Raw genomic sequence first — 20,424 nt, 5'->3', positions numbered from 1 at the left:
GGTTCGTATGGCAAAAATACTTGTGATCGACGATGATGAAATCATGAACGGAATGATCGTGCAACTCCTGTCGGAAGCCGGGTACGACGTGGAAGGAGCGCACGACGGGAGCCTCGGCTTAAAAATGATCGAATCCAAAACGTTTGACCTGATCATCACGGACATCGTCATGCCGGAAAAAGAAGGAATTGAAACGATCATGGAAATCCGGGGACAGAGCAGGAAAACACCGATCATCGCCATTTCGGGGGGAGGGAAAATTGAGCCGGAACAATATCTCCGGATGGCTCAGCATTTCGGCGCAGATTACACATTCCAGAAGCCTTTTGACCAAAAGCACTTTCTAGCTGCGGTGCGGGAATGTCTGTCGGGACTTTAGCCATGAACCCCGTTCTTCAAAAAAGATCTCCGCAATAGGCCTGCTGTTAACGCTTGACTCTCCCCTTGATTACATATACATTGGGTTGGCTGTAAGCCTGGGGATGGAGTGGGGATTGAGGGGAAAGACCCTTGGCTTCGCAAAGAAGAGAAGATGAGGGTTTTTTGTTTTATAACGGCCGACTGTAAAGCCAAGAAAATCCTCCTCTTCCGGCACACGCGCAGCGAGCATCGATAGCTGCTTCACCCGACTTCCAATCAACTTCTCTCATGGGACAACAACAGATTCTTCTCGTCATTCTCGGCGTGATCGTGGTCGGCGTGGCGATCGCGGTCAGCATTGCGATGTACCAGGACAACGCGATTGACCACAACCGCGCCGCAGTCATCGGCGATCTGAAAAAACTCGCGATCAAGGCCCAGCAATACTATTCAAAGCCGACCTCTCTTGGAGGAGGAGTCAATACTTTTTCCGCCCTCACCGCTGACGCGACAGGCCTGGCGCAGCTCGCAACGACGGCATTCACGGACAACGCCAATGGGACGTACACGATCAAGACGGCCGGGAGTGATTCCGGGATTGTCTTTGAAGGGGTTGGAAAAATCGGCCTCAGCGACGGAACTTACCCTACGTACGACATGACCGTGACCCCGTCAACTCAGACACCCACAAAATTAAATTGAATAGGGGATCATTTCAGCCAGACCATACGGGGACAATTTTCCTTCGAATTCATCCTGCCGGAAAGAAAAAGGTAATTAAGCACGTTTGGGCGTTGGGCGGTTCAACTATCTTTCGGCAGAGGGGCCTCAGCGGGGAGATTACGAATCTCTTGAAGTTGATGGCGGATGTAGGCGAGCTCCTTTTTGAGTATCTGCTCCATCGTTTCGAATTCGAGAGCGCGCATTTCGTCGGTCTTGACATGCAGCTGCTGGAGCATTAATTCCGATTTCAAACTCACCTGGTAGTCGAGGTCCGCCTTCAAACGGTCCTGTTTTTGGGCTCTATTCTGGCTCATCATGATCAAGGGGGCCTGCAGAGAGGCGACCACGGCAAGGACGAGGTTGAGGAAGACAAAAGGATACGCGTCGAACGGTTTGAAAATAAACTCCATGACGTTAAGTAGAATCCACAGGATAAGGCAGACGAAAAAATAAATGACGAACGTCCAGCTTCCTACAAAATCTGCGACCTTGTCGGCGAGCCTGTCCCCGAAGCTCAATTGCTCCTCCATCTCGACATTCACGTTTTTCGAAGCGAGCGTCGTCACAAGGTCGTTCGTCGCGCGCAGCCGCTTTCCCATCTCGCTGATCATCGAGATCGCCACCGTGGGACGGGTGGTGACAAATTGGATGAAATGATCGCGCATCATTTCCAGAAGCCGGCTGTCGCTGGTTGCCGTGGCTTTGGCCGTCCGGGGAAGCCCGTCAACAAGAGAAAGCTCGCCGAAAAATTCTCCCTGGCTCAGGAGGGAGACCCGTATGTCCTTTTTCTCGGTCTGGGACGGGACTGAAATCTCAATACTCCCTTCCTCGATGATGTACATCGAAGACCCGCTCTCCCCTTTCCGGAACAACACTTCGTTCTGCTTCAAATCCCGGGGATGCCACAGGGTACGCAAGACTTCGAGATCAGCCGATGAGAGCTTTTCAAAAATCGGAATCTTGGCCAGAAACTCTTGAGAGATCATAGGCAGTACCATCGATAAAAATCAGACGTCTACGCGGAGCCGTAACGTTATCAGGCCGTGAGCTGGTTGCCGCATTCCTTGCAGAATCTGCTTCCCACGGGGTTGTTCGCATGGCATTTTGAGCACGTCACGCCGGAAAGAGATTTTCCGCATGAAGGGCAGAATTTTGCCCCCTCGACAAAGGGAGCGCTGCAGTATGGACAGACGTTCTTTTTCTCTTCGATAACTTTTGCTTCATCCGCGGCGATGTCTTCCTGAATGTCCTTGCTCGCTTTCCTGAATTCTCTGACTCCCTTCCCGAATCCTTGCGCGATTTCGGGAATTTTTTTAGCGCCGAAAAAAATCAGGATGACGAGAAGGATCAAGATCAGTTCAGGTGCACCAAGATTTCCCATTTTCTTCCTTTCAAAGATGTTTTTCTTTCCCCGCCTCTGAGACAGCCGAATCTCCTGCTGCCTTTCATCCTTTCGCATTGAAGACAAAACCAAAGGAATCCCCTCATCTTCCGCGAGGCAGAGTCATATTGTTCCAATATACACAATCGAAGAATAGTACTCAATGGCGGGAAGAAAATCACTTCGGCCTTGAATTCGAGGAAATAATGCCATATACTATATAGTTTTGGAACCGCATTCTTCATCTATCCACTCAGTGAACATGGGACATAAAAAGATCAATCGTCTTGTCGCTCTTGCAGTTTTTGCAGTAACGATGTGCACATACCTTTATACGCTTCCCCCGACCGTCGTTTTCTGGGACGTACCGGAACATTGCGCGGCATCGTATCTCCTTCAGGTTCAGCATCCTCCGGGCTCTCCTCTGCTCGTCATCGTCATGCGCGTCGCTTCGATGATCCCGCTGTTCTCGGACATCGCCGTCCGCATGCATTTCATCAACGCGCTGGCGAGCGCGATCGTCGTGACGCTTCTGTACCTTATTACCGTGAGGGTGATCCTCCTGCGTCATGATCTGCCCGAAGCTCCGTTCGACCGGATCGCGGTCTACGGTTCCGCAGCGATCGGCGCCCTTGCATTGACATTCAGTACGACATTCTGGTTTAACGCTCTCGAGACCGAAACGAGGAACACGAGCCTCTTGTTCACCGCCATCATCATCTGGCTCGCCCTCCGGTGGCATGAAGAATACGAGGAACCGCACTCCGACGCCTATTTGCTCCTGATCACGTTTCTTGTCGGGTTGACAACGGGTATTCACATCCACGGGCTTATGGGATTCTTCGTCGCTATTCTCGTGGTGTATTTCCGTTTCTACAAGCAATCGTTGAAACAATTCCTCTTTTCAACGGACATTATCAAGTTCGGCGTTGTCGCCTCGCTGATCTTTTTCAGCGCGTATCCCGGCATTGTGAAATGGTACCCGTCGATGCTTGCCGGCGAGGTCTTCGGGATCACGACCGACCTGTGGGTTGTGGCCGCCGTCGTTCTCCCGCTGGCGGCGTTCTATCTGCTGTACCATTCCATCAAAACCAATAAGAGGATCCTGAACATTGCGGCGCTGTCGTTTCTGTTCATTCTTCTCGGATATTCGATCTATGCCGTCGTCTACATCCGGTCGAATGCCAACCCCCCGATCAACGAGGACAACCCGAATACGCTCAAACGCCTTGTGATGTATCTCGAACGAGAGCAGTACGGCGAGACGCCGCTCCTCCAACGCCGCTGGTCGAACGAACCGGACAAGATGGAATATTTCAAACAGTACACGAGCGACAGCGATTATTTCTGGCGATACCAGATCAACCATATGTACCTCAGGTATTTCGGCTGGAATTTCATCGGCAAGGAGGACGACTGGCAGGGGGCCGGAGTCAAGTTCGCTCAATTGTTCGGCATCCCCTTTCTTATCGGATTGATCGGGTTCTATTATCATTGGAAGATAGACCCAAAGATGGCCTTCATCATGACGATCTATTTCGTGCTGACCGGCTTTGCCCTCGCGGTCTACTTCAACATGCAGCAGGAGCAGCCGCGCGAGCGTGATTACTTCTTCGTCTATTCCTTCTTCGGGTTCTGTCTGTGGATCGGCATGGGGACACTTGCCATCGTGAATTATCTTGAGCAGATACTGAAAGAACAGCAGGCGAGGATCGCCGGTTATTGCGCGCTGGCACTTGCGTTTATTTTCGTCCCGGCGAACATGCTCCGGTCCAACATCCATCCGTCCAGCCGCTACGGGCACTACCTCGCATGGGACTACGCGTACAACCTGCTTCAGAGCACTGAGAAAGACGCCATCCTCATCACCAACGGCGACAACGATACCTTCCCGCTGTGGTACCTGCAGGATGTCGAAGGAGTCAGAAGAGACGTCAGGGTCATCTGCCTGAGCCTTGCGAACACCGATTGGTACATCAAGCAGCTGAAAGATACCGAACCGTTCGGAGCGAAAAAGGTGCCGATCAGCATGACGGACGATCAGATCACGGGCATTCAGCCCGTGCAGTATGAACCGCAGATGTTCTCACTCCCCGTGCCGCGGAGCGCCAAGGAAGAATGGGACACGATGTCAACGCCTCCGGCAAATTCCGATGTTGCCCTCCAACATTCACTCGGGTCGGAAATTGTGGATACGGTAAAATTCGTCATGCCGGCAACGCTGCAATTCGGAAATATCAAAGCGCTCAGGGTGCAGGACATTCTTGTCTTTGACATTGTCCGCACGAACCGGTGGGAGCGTCCGATCTACTTTGCAACAACAGGCGGAGACGACAGCAAGATCGGTCTTCAGGACCATATGGAGATGCGCGGGCTTGCGATGAAGCTCGTTCCCCGGAAAGTCCGCAATTTTTGGGAAGGCGTGAATGAGAACGTTCTTCGAAAGCAGCTCATGACGGATGTTCAAACTCCGCTTCAAACGCCGTCATTCGGTTTTCGGTGGCGGGGACTCCAGGATCCGGCGGTGCATTTCGACGAAAACCAGCGCCGGCTTATCATGAATTACCGGCAGGCGTTCCTCTCGCTCACCGTCTATCTCACGAACGTCAAGCACGATTCGGCCGGCGCTATCGCAGCGCTGAACAGAATGGAACAGGTCATTCCGCATGCTCTTCTCTCCATCGACTATCGGTCCAAAGCCGACATCGCGGAAATTTACAGAATAAACGGAGATACTCTCCACGCACGTCAATTTGCCGCGGAGCTCGTAACGGAATTAAACCCGTACCTGACGAACGCACAGATGACCGAGCAATTGGATCAGTATAACCCTCTTATCGTCCTGTCGCAATCGTATGAATCCCTGAAGGAGTATGACAAAGCTATCGCGACCATGAACCATGTCGCCGAGGTCTATTCACGCATACCCGGGATCAGAAACATGGTGGACCAAAGGATCCGGGAGATAAAGGCGATCCAAGCGAAGTAGGCGGGCTACGGCTCTACGCCCGATGAAAAGAAAAACCCCCGTACGACCGGGGGTTTTTCTTTTTGAGGAGGCAAACTCGTTACCGGTAAAGACGATGGCGCTGGATGTACTGCTGGACAACGCGGGGAACAAGATACTGAATCGACCTTCCCTGGTGGATCATCTCCCTGATCTCCGAGGAGGATATTTCAACGTTAGGCACCGAGGCGAATATTACCTTCTTAGAGCTACTCTTTTCGGGGGCTCTCAATTGTTGAGATGGTCTGTTCATCACCGCCAGCGACGCCAGCTCGAGTATCCGCTCAGGATTTTTCCAGGTATCAAACTCCGCGTAGTTATCCGCTCCGATAATCAGAAACAATTTACTGCCGGGGAAATTCAGCCTGAATGCTTCCACGGTGGTATAGGTGAACGATGTTCCCCTCCTCTTTATTTCTATATCGGAAAAATCAAATCGAGGGTTTAAGCCAACCGCCAGCCGTACCATCTGCAATCGGTGCGTCGCCAGTTTTTCTTCCCCCTTTTTCTTATGCGGCGAGATGAATGAGGGGACAAAAAACAGCTTATCCAACCCGAGCTGGTCGCAAATACTTTCAGCGACGATCAAATGTCCCGCATGCGGGGGGTTGAAGGTGCCGCCAAAGATGCCGATCCTTTTTGGTGGAGTGATCATATATTCCTACATAGCGCGGTGATATACTTCGAGTGTCCTTCGTGCAGTTTCTTTCCACGAAAATCTGGAGGCGCGCTCGATTCCGTTTCGAATCAATGTATTCTTCAAATGATGATCCCGCAGCACGTTCACCATGGCATCGGCAAACATTCTATATTTCCCCGTCTCGCAGAGTATCGCCGCATCTCCGGCAATCTCCGGAAGGGAACCGGCATCCGATGCTATGACGGGAGTCCCGCATGCCATGGCCTCCAACACCGGCAGGCCGAAGCCTTCATAGAACGACGGAAGGACAAACATTTCGGCCCCCTGATAAGCGCGATTCAAATCTTCATTCGACAACCAGCCGAGCGAAGCAATTCTCCTGGAGAGATGCAGCGAATCTATTATTGCGGAGAATGCTGCATTCGACTTGGGATCGCTGCCGACAAAAACCAGGCCTAAATCCGGATATGATGCGGTCACCTCGTTGAATGCCCGAAGAAGAACATCGATCCCTTTATGAGGCTTTGTATTTCCAACAAAGAGAACATATGGACGATCCAGCCGGAATTTCTCTCTGAACTCTGTTGACGATGATGACCGGCTAAACTGCTCCGAGACTCCGAGATGAATAGGAATGATCTTATCCTCACTGACTCGGAATGACCGAAGAATATCGAGCTTAGTGAACTCTGAATCTGTAATGATAAACTCTGCGCTGCTGGTCGCATGCAACATCATTCCGTAAGAATATGACCGCTGCAATAAAGAAAAATCCCGCGGAAACCGCAAATGAATGAGGTCATGAATCGTTACCACTGATGGACATTTTAAGCCAAAGGGAAGAGTATAATGGGGGGAATGGAAGAGTGAGACGCCCCTGGAATTAATTTCTCTTCCAAAAAAAGCAAACTCTCCCACGGAATATTTCCCGTGGGCTGAAACGGATGTCTTCCATCTTTCGGGAACAGCAACAGTCTCAGCGTCCTGCGGACCTAGGAACAGGTGGAAATCAGGGGCCGCGGGGAGCGATATGAATTCGCTGAGAAGATGCTGGATGTATGTTCCGATCCCGAAGTCATGATATTTTCTTGCGTCTATTCCTATGAGCGGCATCGGAGGTGTTCGTTGTGACAGGAACTCTTCAGGCGTGTTGCTGCATTGCCCGTCTTCTTTGTCGTGCACAATTTACAAAAAAATACCCTAAAAGAAAGGACCGGCCGGTGACTTCTGTAACGGAAAGCCTGAACACTTCCCGTCGTTGATTAAGTAAAAACTTCTGTGTATCATCAATACGAGAAAATTCACACTTATAGGTTCAATGGAATCGTCCGTCCGCCCTGCCCAGACACTTCTTCGCAACACCGTATGGTTATTCGCAGCTCAGATCGTATTGAAGTTACTCGCATTTTACTCGACCGTTGTCGTCGCAAACCGGCTTGATGTCGAGAACTTCGGCCTCTTCAATTTTGCTATTTCCTATACCACCTTATTTCTTCCCTTTTTTGATCTGGGACTGGACGCCTTTTTGGTGCGTGAAATAGCAGTCGGCAAGGACGAAAGCCGTACTCTCTTATGGTCTGCAGTCGTTTCCAAGTGTTTTCTGTCGACGGCCGGTTTTGCCGCGATTTTCCTGATTTCCCTGTTTGTCGACGCCGCCCGACTGCACGGAACCGTCATCCTCCTTGCAGCTCTGGCCTTATTTCTCAAAAACCTCAGCACCTCGTTTGTAAGCCTTCTCAGGGGAAACCACCGGATGGACCTTGACGCAAAGATCTCCGTCGTCTCAAAGGTCGTCGAGGTAGCGCTCACGTTAGCGGCGGTCTGGCTCTATTCCAGTATAGAAATGATCCTCTACTTTTTGATCGTCGCAGCGCTTTTCCAGCTCGTGTATTCCGCTGCAGTTGCTTACCGGCATGCACGCCCGAATTTCGCCTTTTCCCTGCCGCTCGCAAGAAGATTGTTGGCAGGGGGAATGCCGTTCGCATTGACCGGCCTCTCCGTGATGATCTATTTTCACATCGACACCGTTATGCTTTCGGTGATGGTCAGCGAACAGGCGGTGGGAATCTACAGGGCGGCCTATAACATTGTGCTTGCGGCGACCAGCTTCTCGTCGGCTTTCGTCATTGCCTTGTTTCCCATGATCGCCAAGCTGTATGAATCGGACAGAAAGAGTGCGGTCTCGCTCTCGTCCAATGTGATATTCTATGCTCTTATTTTTTCGCTTCCCATCGCGGTCGGCGGGACGATCATTGCGGACCAGTTCATTCGCCGGCTGTACGTAGCGTCGTTCGGCGAGGCGGGATTTATTCTGCAAATTCTCCTCTGGTGGGTGCCGTTAAGTTCCGTCACCTCTATCCTTGGATTCATTCTCGGCGGGATGAACCTTCAGCGGTATGTGCTGGGAGTTTCGGTGATCAATGCATTGTTCAACGTGGTCGCGAACCTCATCCTCATCCCGATCATCTCGTTTGTGGGAGCATCCATCGTGACCGTGCTGACTGAACTGCTTGGTTTCTTTCTCCTTTCCGCTATCGTGCGGAAGCAGTTCGGAAATGTCTTTGAGTCTTTCCCGTTGGTCAAGGTGCTTCTGGCCAATGCCTTCCTCCTCCCCCTTCTTTTGGCAACGAACCATTCCCCGGTTGTCTGGCTTATCATTCTTGGCGGATTACTCTATTCAGCTGGATTGTTCGTCACAAGAGCGGTCTCGTGGGGGGAAATAGCAAAACTAAAATTTCTCCTGCAAAGATCTTGACTCCCCGTATGAAAAAGAAGTATCGGATCCTTGTCGATGCGCGTGGGACCCAGGAAGGCTACAAACAGCATAAGATCCGGGGAATTGGTACCTATGTTCACAACCTTTTGTCGCGCCTTCCCGTTTTGACGGACGAGGTCGAGTTCACATACCTGCTCGATAGTTCTAAACCCATCGATCCTCAGATCGGCGGTCTGCCGGTACAATTTATGTACCACAAAACGCCGGGAATAGATTTTTATCAGATGCAATATTTCGCGGCGCAGGTTTCGCTCTCGAAGCTACTCTCAAAGGAGTCATTCGATCTTTGCCATTTTGCGACTCAGGACGATGCCCCTTTTTCCCCGCCAGGGCCGGTCTGTGTTTCTATTCTCGACACCATCACAATTTCGATGAAGCAATTATACGGACCGGTGAAGCAATTGAAGCAGGCATTTGTCCGCTCATGGTCCCGCCGGGTTGTCCGTTATTCGGCCGCGGTCGTCACCATCTCGGAACATTCAAAAAAGGATATCATAAAGCATTTCGGCGTCCCTGCGGATTCGATCTACGTGACATATCTTGGCGTGGATGAGAAATATTTTCAAAAATATTCCCTGAAACAGATACAGAATGCCAGGAGCCGATTTGGACTGGATCAGCCGTATTGCCTTTATATCGGAGGCATCGACCCGAGGAAGAACGTTTTTACGCTTCTCGAAGCGCTGGCAATGGTCTGCCGGCAAAAACCCGATTATCCGAACTTAGCACTCGTCGGGCAGATATCAGATCAGCGGGAATATCCGAAGCTTCTTCACGCATTGCGCTCTCTCGGGATCCAGGATCGCGTGCGCCTGACCGGGTACGTCCCCGAAGAGAGTCTGCCGGCGCTCTATGCGGGAGCTCAATATTTCATTTTTCCTTCGCTCTATGAAGGGTTTGGCCTCCCCGTCGCCGAGGCAATGGCTGCGGGGACACCGGTTATCGCTTCGCGCAATTCATCGATTCCCGAGGTCGGCGGGGATGCGCCTCTGTATGTTGATGTTGCCGACCCGCACTCGCTTGCCAGCGGCATGCTTGCGCTGGAAGCGAATAGTTCCCTCGTCTCGAAAATGAGGGCAAAGGGAAAAATTCAGGCAAAACAATTTTCCTGGGAAGAAACCGCCCAAAAAACAATTGATATCTATCGCACCATCATTCACCGACAAGGTAAAGGCTCCGATGGCAAAGGAATTTAATCCAAGTCAGTTCATGGCGGGAAGCGAGTTTTCCCGTGCCTATCAAAAGAAATATGCGGAGCTGTTCTCCCCCGGACAGGTTGTGCTGGACGTTGGCTGCGGCACCGGTGTCTTTATGGAACTTCTCAAAGAACGCGGCGTCGAAGCAGTCGGCATCGATACATTCCATCAATCGATCATGGCATGCAAGGGGAAAAAGCTTACCGTTTTCGAGAAGGATGCGTTGCAGTTCCTAAAGACAACCCGCCAACAATTTGACGGCGTGATGCTGAGCCACATTATCGAACACATGGCACCAAAGACCGTGATGCAGCTCTTTGAATTTGCTGCGCGCTCTTTACGCAAAGGGGGACGCATTGTCATTCTTACGCCGAATTTCCTTCAGCTTGACGTCGCTCTGGAGACTTTTTGGCTCGATACCACCCATGTCAGACCTTACCCGATCCCTCTGCTCGAAAAACTCCTCGGGCATGCAGGACTTAACGTATCAGCATCCGGCTACGATAAAGACACGGGGCATACATTACGCACAAAGATCGGCCCGCGTGCTGTTGTGAAAGTATTGTGGTATACCTGGAAGAAACTGACGCTGGGAAGGCATTTCGGAAAAGGAGATATTTTTATCGTAGCAGAAAAACTGTAGCAGCCGTACGGAAGCAAGAATTCAGGTCACAGCTTCATCGCGTTCATTACCGTGCTCATATCTTTATCCCCCCGCCCCGAGAGGTTCACAATAAGCGTTTCTTTTTTTCCCATCGCCGGAGCAGCTTTTACGGCGTGCGCCACGGCGTGTGCGGACTCCAACGCCGGGATGATTCCCTCGATACGGGAAAGAAGAACCATCGCATCGAGCGCTTCTTTGTCCGTGATTGAAACATACTCGACCAGGTTATTGTCCTTCAAATAGCAATGCTCCGGGCCCACTCCCGGATAATCCAAGCCGGCCGAGATCGAGTGGGCGAGTTGCACCTGGCCATCCTCATCCTGCAGCAAGTATTGCATCGCTCCGTGCAGCACTCCCTGTTTCCCTTTCGCAAGCGCCGCGGCATGTTTTCCGCTCTCCAGCCCAAGCCCGGCCGCTTCAACGCCGATGAGTTTAACGGCGGGGACGTCGTTCAAAAAAGGATAAAACATGCCCATCGAGTTGCTTCCCCCGCCGACACATGCAACGATGGCTTCGGGGAGTTTACCTTCTGCTTCAACGATCTGGCGCCGGGTCTCTTCGCCGATCACCGATTGAAAATCACGCACCATCATCGGATACGGATGCATTCCGACGACCGAGCCGATAATGTAGAACGTCGTTTCGACGTTCGTCACCCAATCACGGATCGCCTCGCTCGTTGCATCCTTCAATGTCCTGCTCCCCGAAGAGACCGGCCGCACCTCAGCGCCGAGCAATTTCATCCGGGCCACGTTGGGCGCCTGCCGCTCCATATCCTCCTCCCCCATATAGACGATGCACTCCAGTCCAAACAATGCACAGACGGTCGCCGTGGCCACCCCGTGTTGGCCGGCGCCGGTCTCCGCAATAATTCTCTTCTTCCCCATTCGCTTGGCGATCAGAACCTGGCCGATGGTATTATTGATTTTATGGGCTCCGGTGTGGCACAAGTCCTCCCGCTTGAGATAGATCTTCGCCCCGCCAGCATGAGAAGTTAAACGTTCCGCAAAATAAAGCGGGGTCTCTCTTCCCACAAAGTGTTTTAAATAGTAACGAAATTCTTTTTGAAAATTCCCATCGCTGCGAAGCTGAAGATAGCGGGAGGTCAATTCTTCGACTGCGGGCAGCAATGTTTCCGGGATGTATCGGCCGCCGTAGACGCCGAAGTGCCCCTTGCCGTCGGGAAGACTTTCCGGATATTTGACCTTCTGCATACTCTGCATGACTTTAACCTAAGGAATGCGCCTCACGCGCTTGACGAATAAAGTCTATCATTTTCTGATGATCCTTAACGCCGGGACGGATTTCAACACCGCTGCTGACGTCCACCCCGTATGGTCTCACTTTTCGAACAGCATCCATAACATTCTCGGGAGTCAAGCCGCCGGCTACAATGATCCTGCCGAATTGTTTTGCCCGCTCGGCAATCGCCCAATCAAATCTTTGCCCCGTTCCGCCGAACTCGCTGCTGCTGAACGCATCCAGCAAATAGCTGTCGACGGCATACAACTTCATTTCTTCGATCGACCTCATCCCTGCGATATGAATAGCTTTTATAACCGGAAGGCCGAACCCTGAAACATCGAGAGGAGCTTCATTTCCGGAAAACTGAAGAACATTGATGCCAGTCTCCTGAATGGCCGCCGTCACATACTCTTTGCTGGGATCCACAAATACGCCTACGCGGGAAACTTCCGCGGGCATCTCCTTGATAATCTCAGCGGCGCGGCCCGGCGCGATGTAACGTTTGCTCGCAGGGTAAAAATTAAAACCGAGAGCATCGGCGCCGCCCTTAACTGCTGCACGAGCGTCATCGAGGGTCGTAATGCCGCAGATTTTTATGAACAGGGGGCTCATCTAACCGGCCGCCGGGACCTGAAACAAATCGCGCAGAGCTTTTGTCCGGTTCTGCTGCGACATCAAATGCTCTCCGACGAGGATCGCGTCAAACCCGGCCTGCCGGAGCTGATCAAGATGATGCGGGTTTCGAATGCCGCTTTCGCTCACCGCCACGGTCGAGTTAGGGATAAAGCGCTTCAGCATCAGCGACGTTTCAACATTCACCTCGAATGTCTGAAGGTCCCTGTTGTTGATGCCGATCATGAGCGCACCGCATTGCACCGCCCGGTCGATCTCATTTTTGGTATGACATTCAACAAGGCACTCAAGATCGAGGTCGCGCGCAATGCTCATGAATTTTACCAGCTCCGACTCCTTGAGTGCGGCAACGATAAGCAGGATCGCATCGGCCCCAATGACGCGCGACTCGTACACCTGATATTCATCGACGATAAAATCCTTGCGAAGCACCGGCAGGACGACATGCTGCTTGACGGCGCCGACGTAGGAATCAGAGCCCAGAAAATATTTTTCATCCGTCAATACCGAAAGCGCTTTTGCCCCTCCGACCTGGTATTCGCGCGCGATCTTCTCCGGCCGGAAATTCTTCGCGATCACCCCCTTGGACGGTGAGGCCTTTTTGATCTCAGCGATGCAGGCGAGCTCATCGACCTCGCGCGACCGGATCGCATCCATGAAGCCCCTTGTCGGAGGAAGGCTTTCCAACTGCTCAACGAGGGCAAGAAGGGGCGCCTTGGTCTTCTTCGCGGCAACTTCGACCCGCTTGGTCTCGAGTATTTCCTTTAATTTATTCATGCTCCTCTTTCGCCGGGCTGATGATCGTTTTCACTTTGACCTGCCGGATACGGCGCTCATTCTTTTTAACCACAACGAAACTGAGATTCTCAAACGGGATCTCTTCGAGCAACTCAGGGATTCTTCCCGTCTGTTTATGGAGGAATCCGCTGATCGTTTCGTAATCGGCGTCGTCCGGAATCGAAGAATGAAACCGCTCGTTGAAGTCGTGGATGCTCATGCCGGCGTTCACAATAACCGAACCGTCGATATTCGTCTCAACGTCGCGGTGGTCCTCGTCATACTCGTCCCGGATCTCCCCGACGATCTCTTCCAGGATGTCCTCCATCGTAATGATTCCTTCTGTGCCCCCGAATTCGTCGATCACGATCGCCATGTGCTGTTTCTTCGTCTGCAGCTCGCGCATCAGGACGCTGATCTTTTTCGTCTCCGGGACAAAATACGGAGGACGAATAATGTCCTGAAGGAGAATGACATCCCGGTGTTCGAACATGCTCAGGAGGTCTTTGGTGTAAACGATCCCTACAATATTATCGATGGTCCCTTGAAAGACCGGCACCCTCGAATACCCTTCATCGATGACCACACGGATGAGCTTGTCCCGGTCGACCGAAAGTTCGACGGCCACAACGTCGGTCCGCGGAACCATGATCTCCTTCACTGTCGTGTCGGTGAATTCAAGAACGCTCTCGATCAGCTCGCGCTCGGTGGTATCGATGACGCCGCTTTTCTTCCCCTCCTCTAAAAGCTGTTTGACGTCGTCCTCGGAATATTTCTGGCGTTTCTTTTTTGAAGCGCTCAGCAGGCGCGCGATAAACGAGCTTAAAAAAGGATGCGGCTTTGAGCCGTCATTCATGTTCTCATCCTTTTTCATTTGCTTCCCGAAGTGCGGCGAACCCCTTTGAGAATCGCGGAGAGAGGGTTACGTTCCGAAATTGTATATTCTGACGTGGAGCACATGATCTTAATTAGTCTGGTTGACCAGCTCTTCCAGCTTCTTTTTTGCCCTCCCGGAATCAATGGATTCTTCCGCTAATTTCACCCCTTCGGCAAAGGTCGAGGCTTTCCCCGCAATATAGATAGCTGCCCCTGCATTCAGGAGCGTAATATTCCGCTGCGCATTTTTTTTCCCTTTAAGTATGTCATTAACGATGCGTGCGTTGAATTCAGCGTCCCCGCCGACGATGTCGTCAAGTGTGCCCGACGGAATTCCCACGGAAGAATGATCGAACTCGTACGTCGAAACGGTTCCATCTTTTATTTCGCTTATAATGGTCCTGCCGAACGTGGAAATCTCGTCCAACCCTCCTTCGCCATGGACGACCATCGCTCGTTCAGTCCCTAGATCTAGGAGGACGCGGGCGAGAAGCTCCGTTAGCCGGCCATCGAAAACTCCCATGAGTTGCCGCCGTGCGCCGGCCGGATTTGTAAGGGGGCCTAAGAGGTTGAAGACTGTCCGCATGCCAAGTTCCTTTCTGACCGGCGCCGCGTATTTCATCGCGCCATGCATCAGCGGAGCGAAGAGAAATGCAATTCCTACCTTGTCAAGACACTCTTCCACCTTCTCTTTTGGAATTTCAATGTTCACGCCGAGAGCCTTCAGAACGTCGGCGCTGCCGCATTTACTCGAAATTGCGCGATTGCCGTGTTTTGCAACGACCGCACCGGCGCCGCACGCAACAATGGCCGCGGCGGTGGAGATATTAAATGTCCCGAGCGCGTCCCCTCCCGTCCCGCATGTATCGATGACCGAGGGATGCTTCGTTTCGATCCTTGTCGCCTTCTCCCGCATCGCCTGGGCGCATCCTGCGATCTCCGCTACTGCTTCCCCCTTCATCCTGAGCGCGGTCAAAAAGGAGGCTATCAACAGCTCCGACGCATTCCCCGACATGATCTCCGACATCGCATCGTAGGATTCCTCACGCGTCAGGTCCTTTTTTGAAACCAATTTATGGATCGATTCTCGTACCATTTGTGACAATGTAACGTATGTGCGCTAGATAATCAATTTATCGAAATTGATGCTTGGCCGAATCGTTCAAATGGTAAAAATTGAACGACCATACAGGCTGCATGTCAGTACACAACCTCTTCCAGGAAGAGTCCCTGGGGAGGAGCAGCCATGCCAGCCTCGCGCCTGTCTTTTGCTTCGATGATCTTCCGGAATTCTTCAACCGAAATATATTCTCTCCCGACATCGACCATCGTCCCGACAAGCGCGCGAACCATCCCGTATAAGAACCTATTCGCACGGATCGAGAACACGAGCTGCTTCGGTGATGGTGTGCTCCAGCCGGCGCTCATGATATTGCATTCGTAATTATCGACACCCGAGTTTGCTTTGCAAAACGACTGAAAGTCTTTTGTTGTCCGGACGAGAGCGGCAGCATCATTCAATCGATCGACGTCCAGTGGATAAAAAAGCTGCCAGCAATAGTTTCGCTCAATAGCTGTCGGCTTCTGTACGATGAAATAACGGTAGAAGCGTTCGCGCGCGCTGTACCGCGCCGAGAACTTTTCCGGTACTTCTTCGGCGGAATGGACAATGATCTCGTCGGGCAGAAGGCTGTTGAGCGCCCGTTGCAGATCGTTCAACGATATCGACGACTCAATCTTAAAATTGGCCGCTTGCCCACGGGCGTGGACGCCGGCGTCCGTTCTTCCGGCACCGGTCACTGTCACAAACTCATCGGTGATCAGGCGAAGGACGGTCTCGATCTCTTCCTGGACAGAGCGTCCGTTGGCCTGACGCTGCCATCCAACAAAATCGGTCCCGTCATACTCGAGGACTACTTTAATGTTCCGCACAGCTTCCTCGCATAAAAAAAGCCCCGGTTCTTTCGGGGCTTGCGATCGTTGATGAAAGTACTCTCGGCCTAAAATCGTTGAGTATACGTCAACCGCATCCCGTCTATCTGACCGGTCTCGCCGTTCAGATTCGGCTCCAACTGCCAGGAGCCGAGTCCCTCAACGGCATTTTTGTTGTAATGCCTGACGAGCCGCGCAGCGTTCACCGCGCTGACGATATGATTCAAAAGCACGGCTCCCAGCACGAACTTCGCGTTATTAAAGATCTTATCCCCCGACACGCGCATCGACCTGAAATGCAGCCGGTCGGCATCGGTGTCCCAGCTCCAAAAGTATCCGGACGCAGGGTCATACACATCAACCAGGTCGCGTTCCCGAAGCTTCTGGTCGTTGTATTGATAGACGTTATCGAAGTTCCCCATGTTGACAAAAAACTGGTCGTTCTTCCCTCCCAGAAGTGCACCCGAATGAGCTGCCGCGTACTGACGCGCATCGCTTTGAAACCAGCTGCCGTATTGTTCAAACGATGCGTACGTCAGCCACAGGGCTGCTTCCGCAGTAAGAGAATATCTCCCGCTGCTGAACCCGTCAGCATACCATTCCCCCATTCCGGGCAGGATCAATGAATACAGGACTGCCACGGCCTGGCTTTTCTTTTTGAACCCTGGCGTGTTGTCAACCGGCGAAGACAACGGCGATATTTCCCCCCCTGGATTTGTCGACAGCGTATAGCGAAGCGGCGGTACGGGAATCTGTCCAAGCGATGCAGACCCCAACGCGATCACGGAAACAGCGAGAATGATGAGAGATTTCACGGTGCCCTCTTTAGAAGTACTAAAGTGAAGTATGGTATGGTCAGAAAGCTTTCACTAGTACCAAGTATTGCAGTTCCTCCGATCGTTGTCCGTGAATTATCGCGCAAAAGCCCGCGCTGAATGGGGCTCAACGGGGATTCGCTTCGCCGCTGGTTCGAGGCTCTTGACTTCTCCGCTGCAACCTTCCGGCGTGCGCTCTTTCAAAACAACCTCTGCGATGGAATTTTCCAGCGAAGGTTGATACGGCACCGAGACACGGATATAATTTTCCGTGTATCCGGAAAGCATTCCCTTTTCGATTGAACTTTCTATCAGGACCTTTTGTGTTGAATCGAGTTGAGACAGATAAAACGACTGACGTTTCTGCCCGCTCAAGATCCTCACCATCTCGCTCCGCCTGAATCTCACACGCGGTTCCACGCGTCCGTCGAGTTCCAGGGAGGGAGTATTCGGGCGCTCAGAATAGGTGAACACATGAAGATAGCTTACGGGAAGTTCATGGAGAACGTCGAACGACTTCCTGAACAATTCATCCGTCTCGCCCGGAAATCCGACGATGACATCGACCCCGATCCCGGCATCCGGCGCTTTCGTTTTAATGGAGCTGACAAGCGACCGGTAATCGGAGCTTGTATACCGGCGCCGCATTCGTTTCAGAATCTCGTCGCTGCCGCTTTGAAGAGGGATGTGAAAATGATTGCAAACCTTTTCCGACGAGACCCAGAAGTCGAGAAGCTCGTCCGTCAAGAGATTCGGCTCCACTGAACTTATGCGGATCCTTTCGAGACCATCGATCGTTTCCAACCGCCGCAGCAATGCGATGAGCGAGGTGGCGTCGTGCTTGCCGAAATCTCCGACGTTGACCCCGGTGAGAACAATTTCCCGGTATCCCTGATCGACCAGATGAACCGCCTGCAGAACACAGTCTTCGACCGATTGGCTCCTGCTTTTTCCCCTCGCCAACGGAATCGTACAAAACGAACAGTTAAAATCGCATCCATCCTGGATCTTGAGGAATGCCCTTGTCCGGTCGTCGGCGCCGCCGGAATAGGCCGGTCCAAAATCCGATGCGGCGCCGATCGGGGAAACGAAGACGCGCGGGGATTCGAACTTTTCGAAGCCTTCCGCATAATCGAAGAGATGGAACTTCTCGCTCGCGCCGAGGACAACGTCAACGCCGTCGATCGAAGCGACATGCTCCGGCTGGAGCTGCGCGTAACAGCCGATGACGGCAATGAATGCATCGGGAGAGGTGCGCCCTGCCCGGCGGACGAGCTGACGGCATTCCCGGTCCGCCCGTTCCGTAACGCTGCATGTATTGATGACGCAGACGTCCGACCTCTCACTGAACGGAACGATCATGAAGCCGCGGTCGGCGAATTGCTTCTCGAGGCTCGCCGTTTCAGCGTAGTTGAGCTTGCATCCTAGCGTATGAAAAGAAACTTTCTTCATTCAAAAAAAGGACGTATAAAAAAAGAGTCCCGGTGTCGGGACTCTTCAAACCATCAGCACCGATTGTCAGTGGAGCGACGCTTCGGCAGCGGCCCGTTCGTCGGGAGACGGCGAAACAGGTATTGCATCCTTCAGCGTGATCGGAGGAAGCTTGTGCTTCGAAACATACTCATCGACAAGCTTCTGTTCCTTCCCACGCAGATATTCCACGACCGAAAGGACGATCTTCTTGCTGTCGCGGTCGAATTCGATCACCGTCAACGGCAGCGTATCGCCTATTTGGAATGCTTCGGCAATATTCTTGATCGAAGTCTGCGAGAGCTGCGATAAGGGAACAAATCCGTCGACGCCGAGCGGGAGTTCAACGATGACCCCCTTCTCGATGATGCGGACGACCTTCCCCTCGACTTCTGTCCCGACTTTGTAGGAAGTAGAGAACGTCTCCCACGGATTGTCGTTCAGCTGTTTATGGCCGAGCGAAATTCTCCGTTGATCGACGTCGACGCCGAGGATGACCACATCGATGGAATCGCCTTTCTTGACGACCTCTCCGGGATGGCGAATTTTCTTTGTCCACGACAAGTCGGAGATGTGGATCAAACCGTCCACGCCCTGTTCCAGCTCAACAAAGACTCCGAAGTTCGTCAGGTTGCGGACGACGCCGGTATGTTTCGAACCGACAGGGTATTTTTGGAGGAGCGAAAGCCACGGGTCCGGTTCAAGCTGTTTGATGCCGAGCGAAATCTTCTTGTTGTCCTTATCAAGCGACAAAATTATGGCATCGATCATCTGTCCCATCGAAACGATCTGGGACGGATGCTTGACATGCTGTGTCCAGCTCATCTCGGAGATATGAATAAGGCCTTCGATGCCCTTTTCGATCTCGATGAATGCGCCGTAATCGGTGAGCGAAACGACTTTGCCGTTGACCTTCGTCCCGACCGGGTATTTGTTCTGGATGTTCTCCCACGGATGCGGCTGAAGCTGCTTGTATCCGAGAGAGATGCGTTTCTTCTCCTCGTCGAAATCGAGCACGACGACGTTGATGGTCTGGTCGAGCTTCACGATCTCCGAAGGATGGTTGACCCGGCCCCACGAGAGATCGGTAATATGGACAAGCCCGTCGACTCCGCCCAGGTCGATGAACACTCCAAAGTCGGAGATCGCTTTGACGGACCCTTCCAGGATCTGCCCTTTCTCGAGGCTGCTGAGAATCGCTTTCCGCTGGTCGGCCATTTCCTCTTCGACAAGGATCTTATGGCTGACAACGACGTTCTCCGACGGGTGGTTGATCTTCACCACGCGGAAATCCATTTCTTTTCCGATCAGCGCGTCGAAATCACGGATGGGACGAACGTCGATCTGCGAACCGGGAAGGAACGCGTCGATTCCCATGAGGTCGACAACGATGCCCCCTTTGATCCTGCGAAGGCAGCGTCCTTTGAGCACTTCGCCGCTCTCGAACGAACGGGTCACGCGCTCCCAGATGCGCATGAAATCAGCGCGCTTCCGTGAGAGGACGAGCTGTCCGTCCTTGTCCTCGATGCTCTCGAGGAAGACTTCGACCTCGTCGCCGATCTTCACGTCGTTGATGTTGGGGAACTCGTTCACCGGCACGGTCCCTTCGGACTTGAACCCGATGTCGAGCGCGACTTCATTATCTCCGATATGAACAACTCGGCCTTTGACGATCTCGCCTTGCGAGATCTTGCCGAGCGTCTTTTCGTAGATCGCCGCTAATTCCTTGAATTCCGACTCCGTGTATCCTTTTTCTTCTTCGAAGACGGGGGGTGCTGCGTTTATTCCTTTGGACATTACAACTCCTTTACATCCTCACTGCTGAGAACTCCTTGAGGGAGCATCTGCGACGAACAGTCATCGGATTCGCGCTTAATGCACCGACAAGTGACTTAGGTAAGTGAATGAATACTGTAATTAAGATGACTT

At 52.4% G+C, this 20,424-nt stretch carries 19 protein-coding genes; 6 read left to right on the top strand and 13 right to left on the bottom strand.

Features of this window, described 5'->3' with window-relative positions:
* Positions 1-7 precede the first annotated feature (7 nt).
* Positions 8-379 carry a response regulator gene (locus tag VMF88_08845; GenBank protein ID HTY11168.1) on the top strand — a complete coding sequence of 124 codons (372 nt, stop codon included), beginning with the start codon at positions 8-10 and terminating at the stop codon, positions 377-379.
* Between the two features lie 269 nt (positions 380-648).
* Positions 649-1,062, top strand: a complete 414-nt coding sequence (locus tag VMF88_08840; protein ID HTY11167.1) for a hypothetical protein — start codon at positions 649-651, stop codon at positions 1,060-1,062.
* A 101-nt stretch (positions 1,063-1,163) separates the two neighbouring features.
* Here VMF88_08840 and VMF88_08835 read toward each other — a convergent pair whose 3' ends face one another.
* Both VMF88_08835 and tatA read right to left on the bottom strand, forming a co-directional pair.
* Positions 1,164-2,069 carry a DUF1003 domain-containing protein gene (locus VMF88_08835; protein ID HTY11166.1) on the bottom strand — a complete coding sequence of 302 codons (906 nt, stop codon included), beginning with the start codon at positions 2,067-2,069 and terminating at the stop codon, positions 1,164-1,166.
* A 50-nt stretch (positions 2,070-2,119) separates the two neighbouring features.
* Positions 2,120-2,464 carry a twin-arginine translocase TatA/TatE family subunit gene (gene tatA, locus VMF88_08830; protein ID HTY11165.1) on the bottom strand — a complete coding sequence of 115 codons (345 nt, stop codon included), beginning with the start codon at positions 2,462-2,464 and terminating at the stop codon, positions 2,120-2,122.
* Positions 2,465-2,726: 262 nt separating this feature from the next.
* On the opposite strand from tatA, the gene VMF88_08825 reads away from it, so the two are divergent.
* The gene (locus tag VMF88_08825; protein ID HTY11164.1) at positions 2,727-5,453 is read left to right on the top strand and encodes a DUF2723 domain-containing protein; all 2,727 of its coding nucleotides are present in this window, start codon (positions 2,727-2,729) and stop codon (positions 5,451-5,453) included.
* 79 nt (positions 5,454-5,532) lie between these two features.
* On the opposite strand, the gene nadD is transcribed toward VMF88_08825, so the two are convergent.
* Together nadD and VMF88_08815 are read right to left on the bottom strand one after the other, a co-directional pair.
* Positions 5,533-6,126 (bottom strand): nicotinate (nicotinamide) nucleotide adenylyltransferase, encoded by a 594-nt coding sequence (gene nadD, locus VMF88_08820; protein HTY11163.1) that lies wholly within the window; start codon positions 6,124-6,126, stop codon positions 5,533-5,535.
* A gap of 6 nt (positions 6,127-6,132) precedes the next feature.
* The gene (locus tag VMF88_08815; GenBank protein ID HTY11162.1) at positions 6,133-7,224 is read right to left on the bottom strand and encodes a glycosyltransferase family 1 protein; all 1,092 of its coding nucleotides are present in this window, start codon (positions 7,222-7,224) and stop codon (positions 6,133-6,135) included.
* A gap of 205 nt (positions 7,225-7,429) precedes the next feature.
* On the opposite strand from VMF88_08815, the gene VMF88_08810 reads away from it, so the two are divergent.
* From VMF88_08810 to VMF88_08800, 3 genes are read left to right on the top strand one after another with little or no spacing between them, the layout of a single operon-like run.
* The gene (locus tag VMF88_08810) at positions 7,430-8,866 is read left to right on the top strand and encodes a flippase (GenBank protein HTY11161.1); all 1,437 of its coding nucleotides are present in this window, start codon (positions 7,430-7,432) and stop codon (positions 8,864-8,866) included.
* Positions 8,867-8,874: 8 nt separating this feature from the next.
* On the top strand, positions 8,875-10,083 hold the full coding sequence (locus tag VMF88_08805) for a glycosyltransferase family 1 protein (GenBank protein ID HTY11160.1): 1,209 nt from the start codon (positions 8,875-8,877) through the stop codon (positions 10,081-10,083).
* Positions 10,067-10,726 (top strand): class I SAM-dependent methyltransferase, encoded by a 660-nt coding sequence (locus VMF88_08800; protein ID HTY11159.1) that lies wholly within the window; start codon positions 10,067-10,069, stop codon positions 10,724-10,726. The genes VMF88_08805 and VMF88_08800 overlap by 17 nt, the downstream gene beginning before the upstream one ends.
* 26 nt (positions 10,727-10,752) lie before the next feature.
* On the opposite strand, the gene trpB is transcribed toward VMF88_08800, so the two are convergent.
* The 9 genes from trpB to rpsA all read right to left on the bottom strand — a co-directional run bounded on the left by trpB (position 10,753) and on the right by rpsA (position 20,292).
* A complete protein-coding gene (gene trpB / locus VMF88_08795; GenBank protein ID HTY11158.1) occupies positions 10,753-11,961 on the bottom strand; it encodes a tryptophan synthase subunit beta in 1,209 nt (402 codons plus the stop codon).
* Between the two features lie 13 nt (positions 11,962-11,974).
* Positions 11,975-12,604: a phosphoribosylanthranilate isomerase gene (locus VMF88_08790; protein HTY11157.1), complete on the bottom strand. Its 630-nt coding sequence runs from the start codon at positions 12,602-12,604 to the stop codon at positions 11,975-11,977.
* On the bottom strand, positions 12,605-13,402 hold the full coding sequence (gene trpC / locus VMF88_08785) for an indole-3-glycerol phosphate synthase TrpC (protein HTY11156.1): 798 nt from the start codon (positions 13,400-13,402) through the stop codon (positions 12,605-12,607).
* Positions 13,395-14,258 carry a hemolysin family protein gene (locus VMF88_08780; GenBank protein HTY11155.1) on the bottom strand — a complete coding sequence of 288 codons (864 nt, stop codon included), beginning with the start codon at positions 14,256-14,258 and terminating at the stop codon, positions 13,395-13,397. The genes trpC and VMF88_08780 overlap by 8 nt, the downstream gene beginning before the upstream one ends.
* A gap of 108 nt (positions 14,259-14,366) precedes the next feature.
* Entirely contained in the window at positions 14,367-15,374 is a 1,008-nt protein-coding gene (gene trpD / locus VMF88_08775; protein HTY11154.1) for an anthranilate phosphoribosyltransferase, read from the bottom strand.
* 104 nt (positions 15,375-15,478) lie between these two features.
* Positions 15,479-16,210 (bottom strand): tRNA pseudouridine(38-40) synthase TruA, encoded by a 732-nt coding sequence (gene truA, locus VMF88_08770; GenBank protein HTY11153.1) that lies wholly within the window; start codon positions 16,208-16,210, stop codon positions 15,479-15,481.
* 68 nt (positions 16,211-16,278) lie between these two features.
* On the bottom strand, positions 16,279-17,025 hold the full coding sequence (locus VMF88_08765) for a hypothetical protein (GenBank protein HTY11152.1): 747 nt from the start codon (positions 17,023-17,025) through the stop codon (positions 16,279-16,281).
* 96 nt (positions 17,026-17,121) lie between these two features.
* Positions 17,122-18,477: a tRNA (N(6)-L-threonylcarbamoyladenosine(37)-C(2))-methylthiotransferase MtaB gene (mtaB, locus tag VMF88_08760; GenBank protein ID HTY11151.1), complete on the bottom strand. Its 1,356-nt coding sequence runs from the start codon at positions 18,475-18,477 to the stop codon at positions 17,122-17,124.
* A 66-nt stretch (positions 18,478-18,543) separates the two neighbouring features.
* A complete protein-coding gene (rpsA, locus tag VMF88_08755; GenBank protein ID HTY11150.1) occupies positions 18,544-20,292 on the bottom strand; it encodes a 30S ribosomal protein S1 in 1,749 nt (582 codons plus the stop codon).
* Positions 20,293-20,424 lie beyond the last annotated feature (132 nt).

The organism is Bacteroidota bacterium (assembly GCA_035506275.1).
Taxonomy (GTDB): Bacteria; Bacteroidota; Ignavibacteria; order UBA10030; family UBA8401; genus JAGVPT01.
Note: the sequence above shows the minus strand (reverse complement) of the source record. Positions and strands in the feature narration are given on the sequence as shown.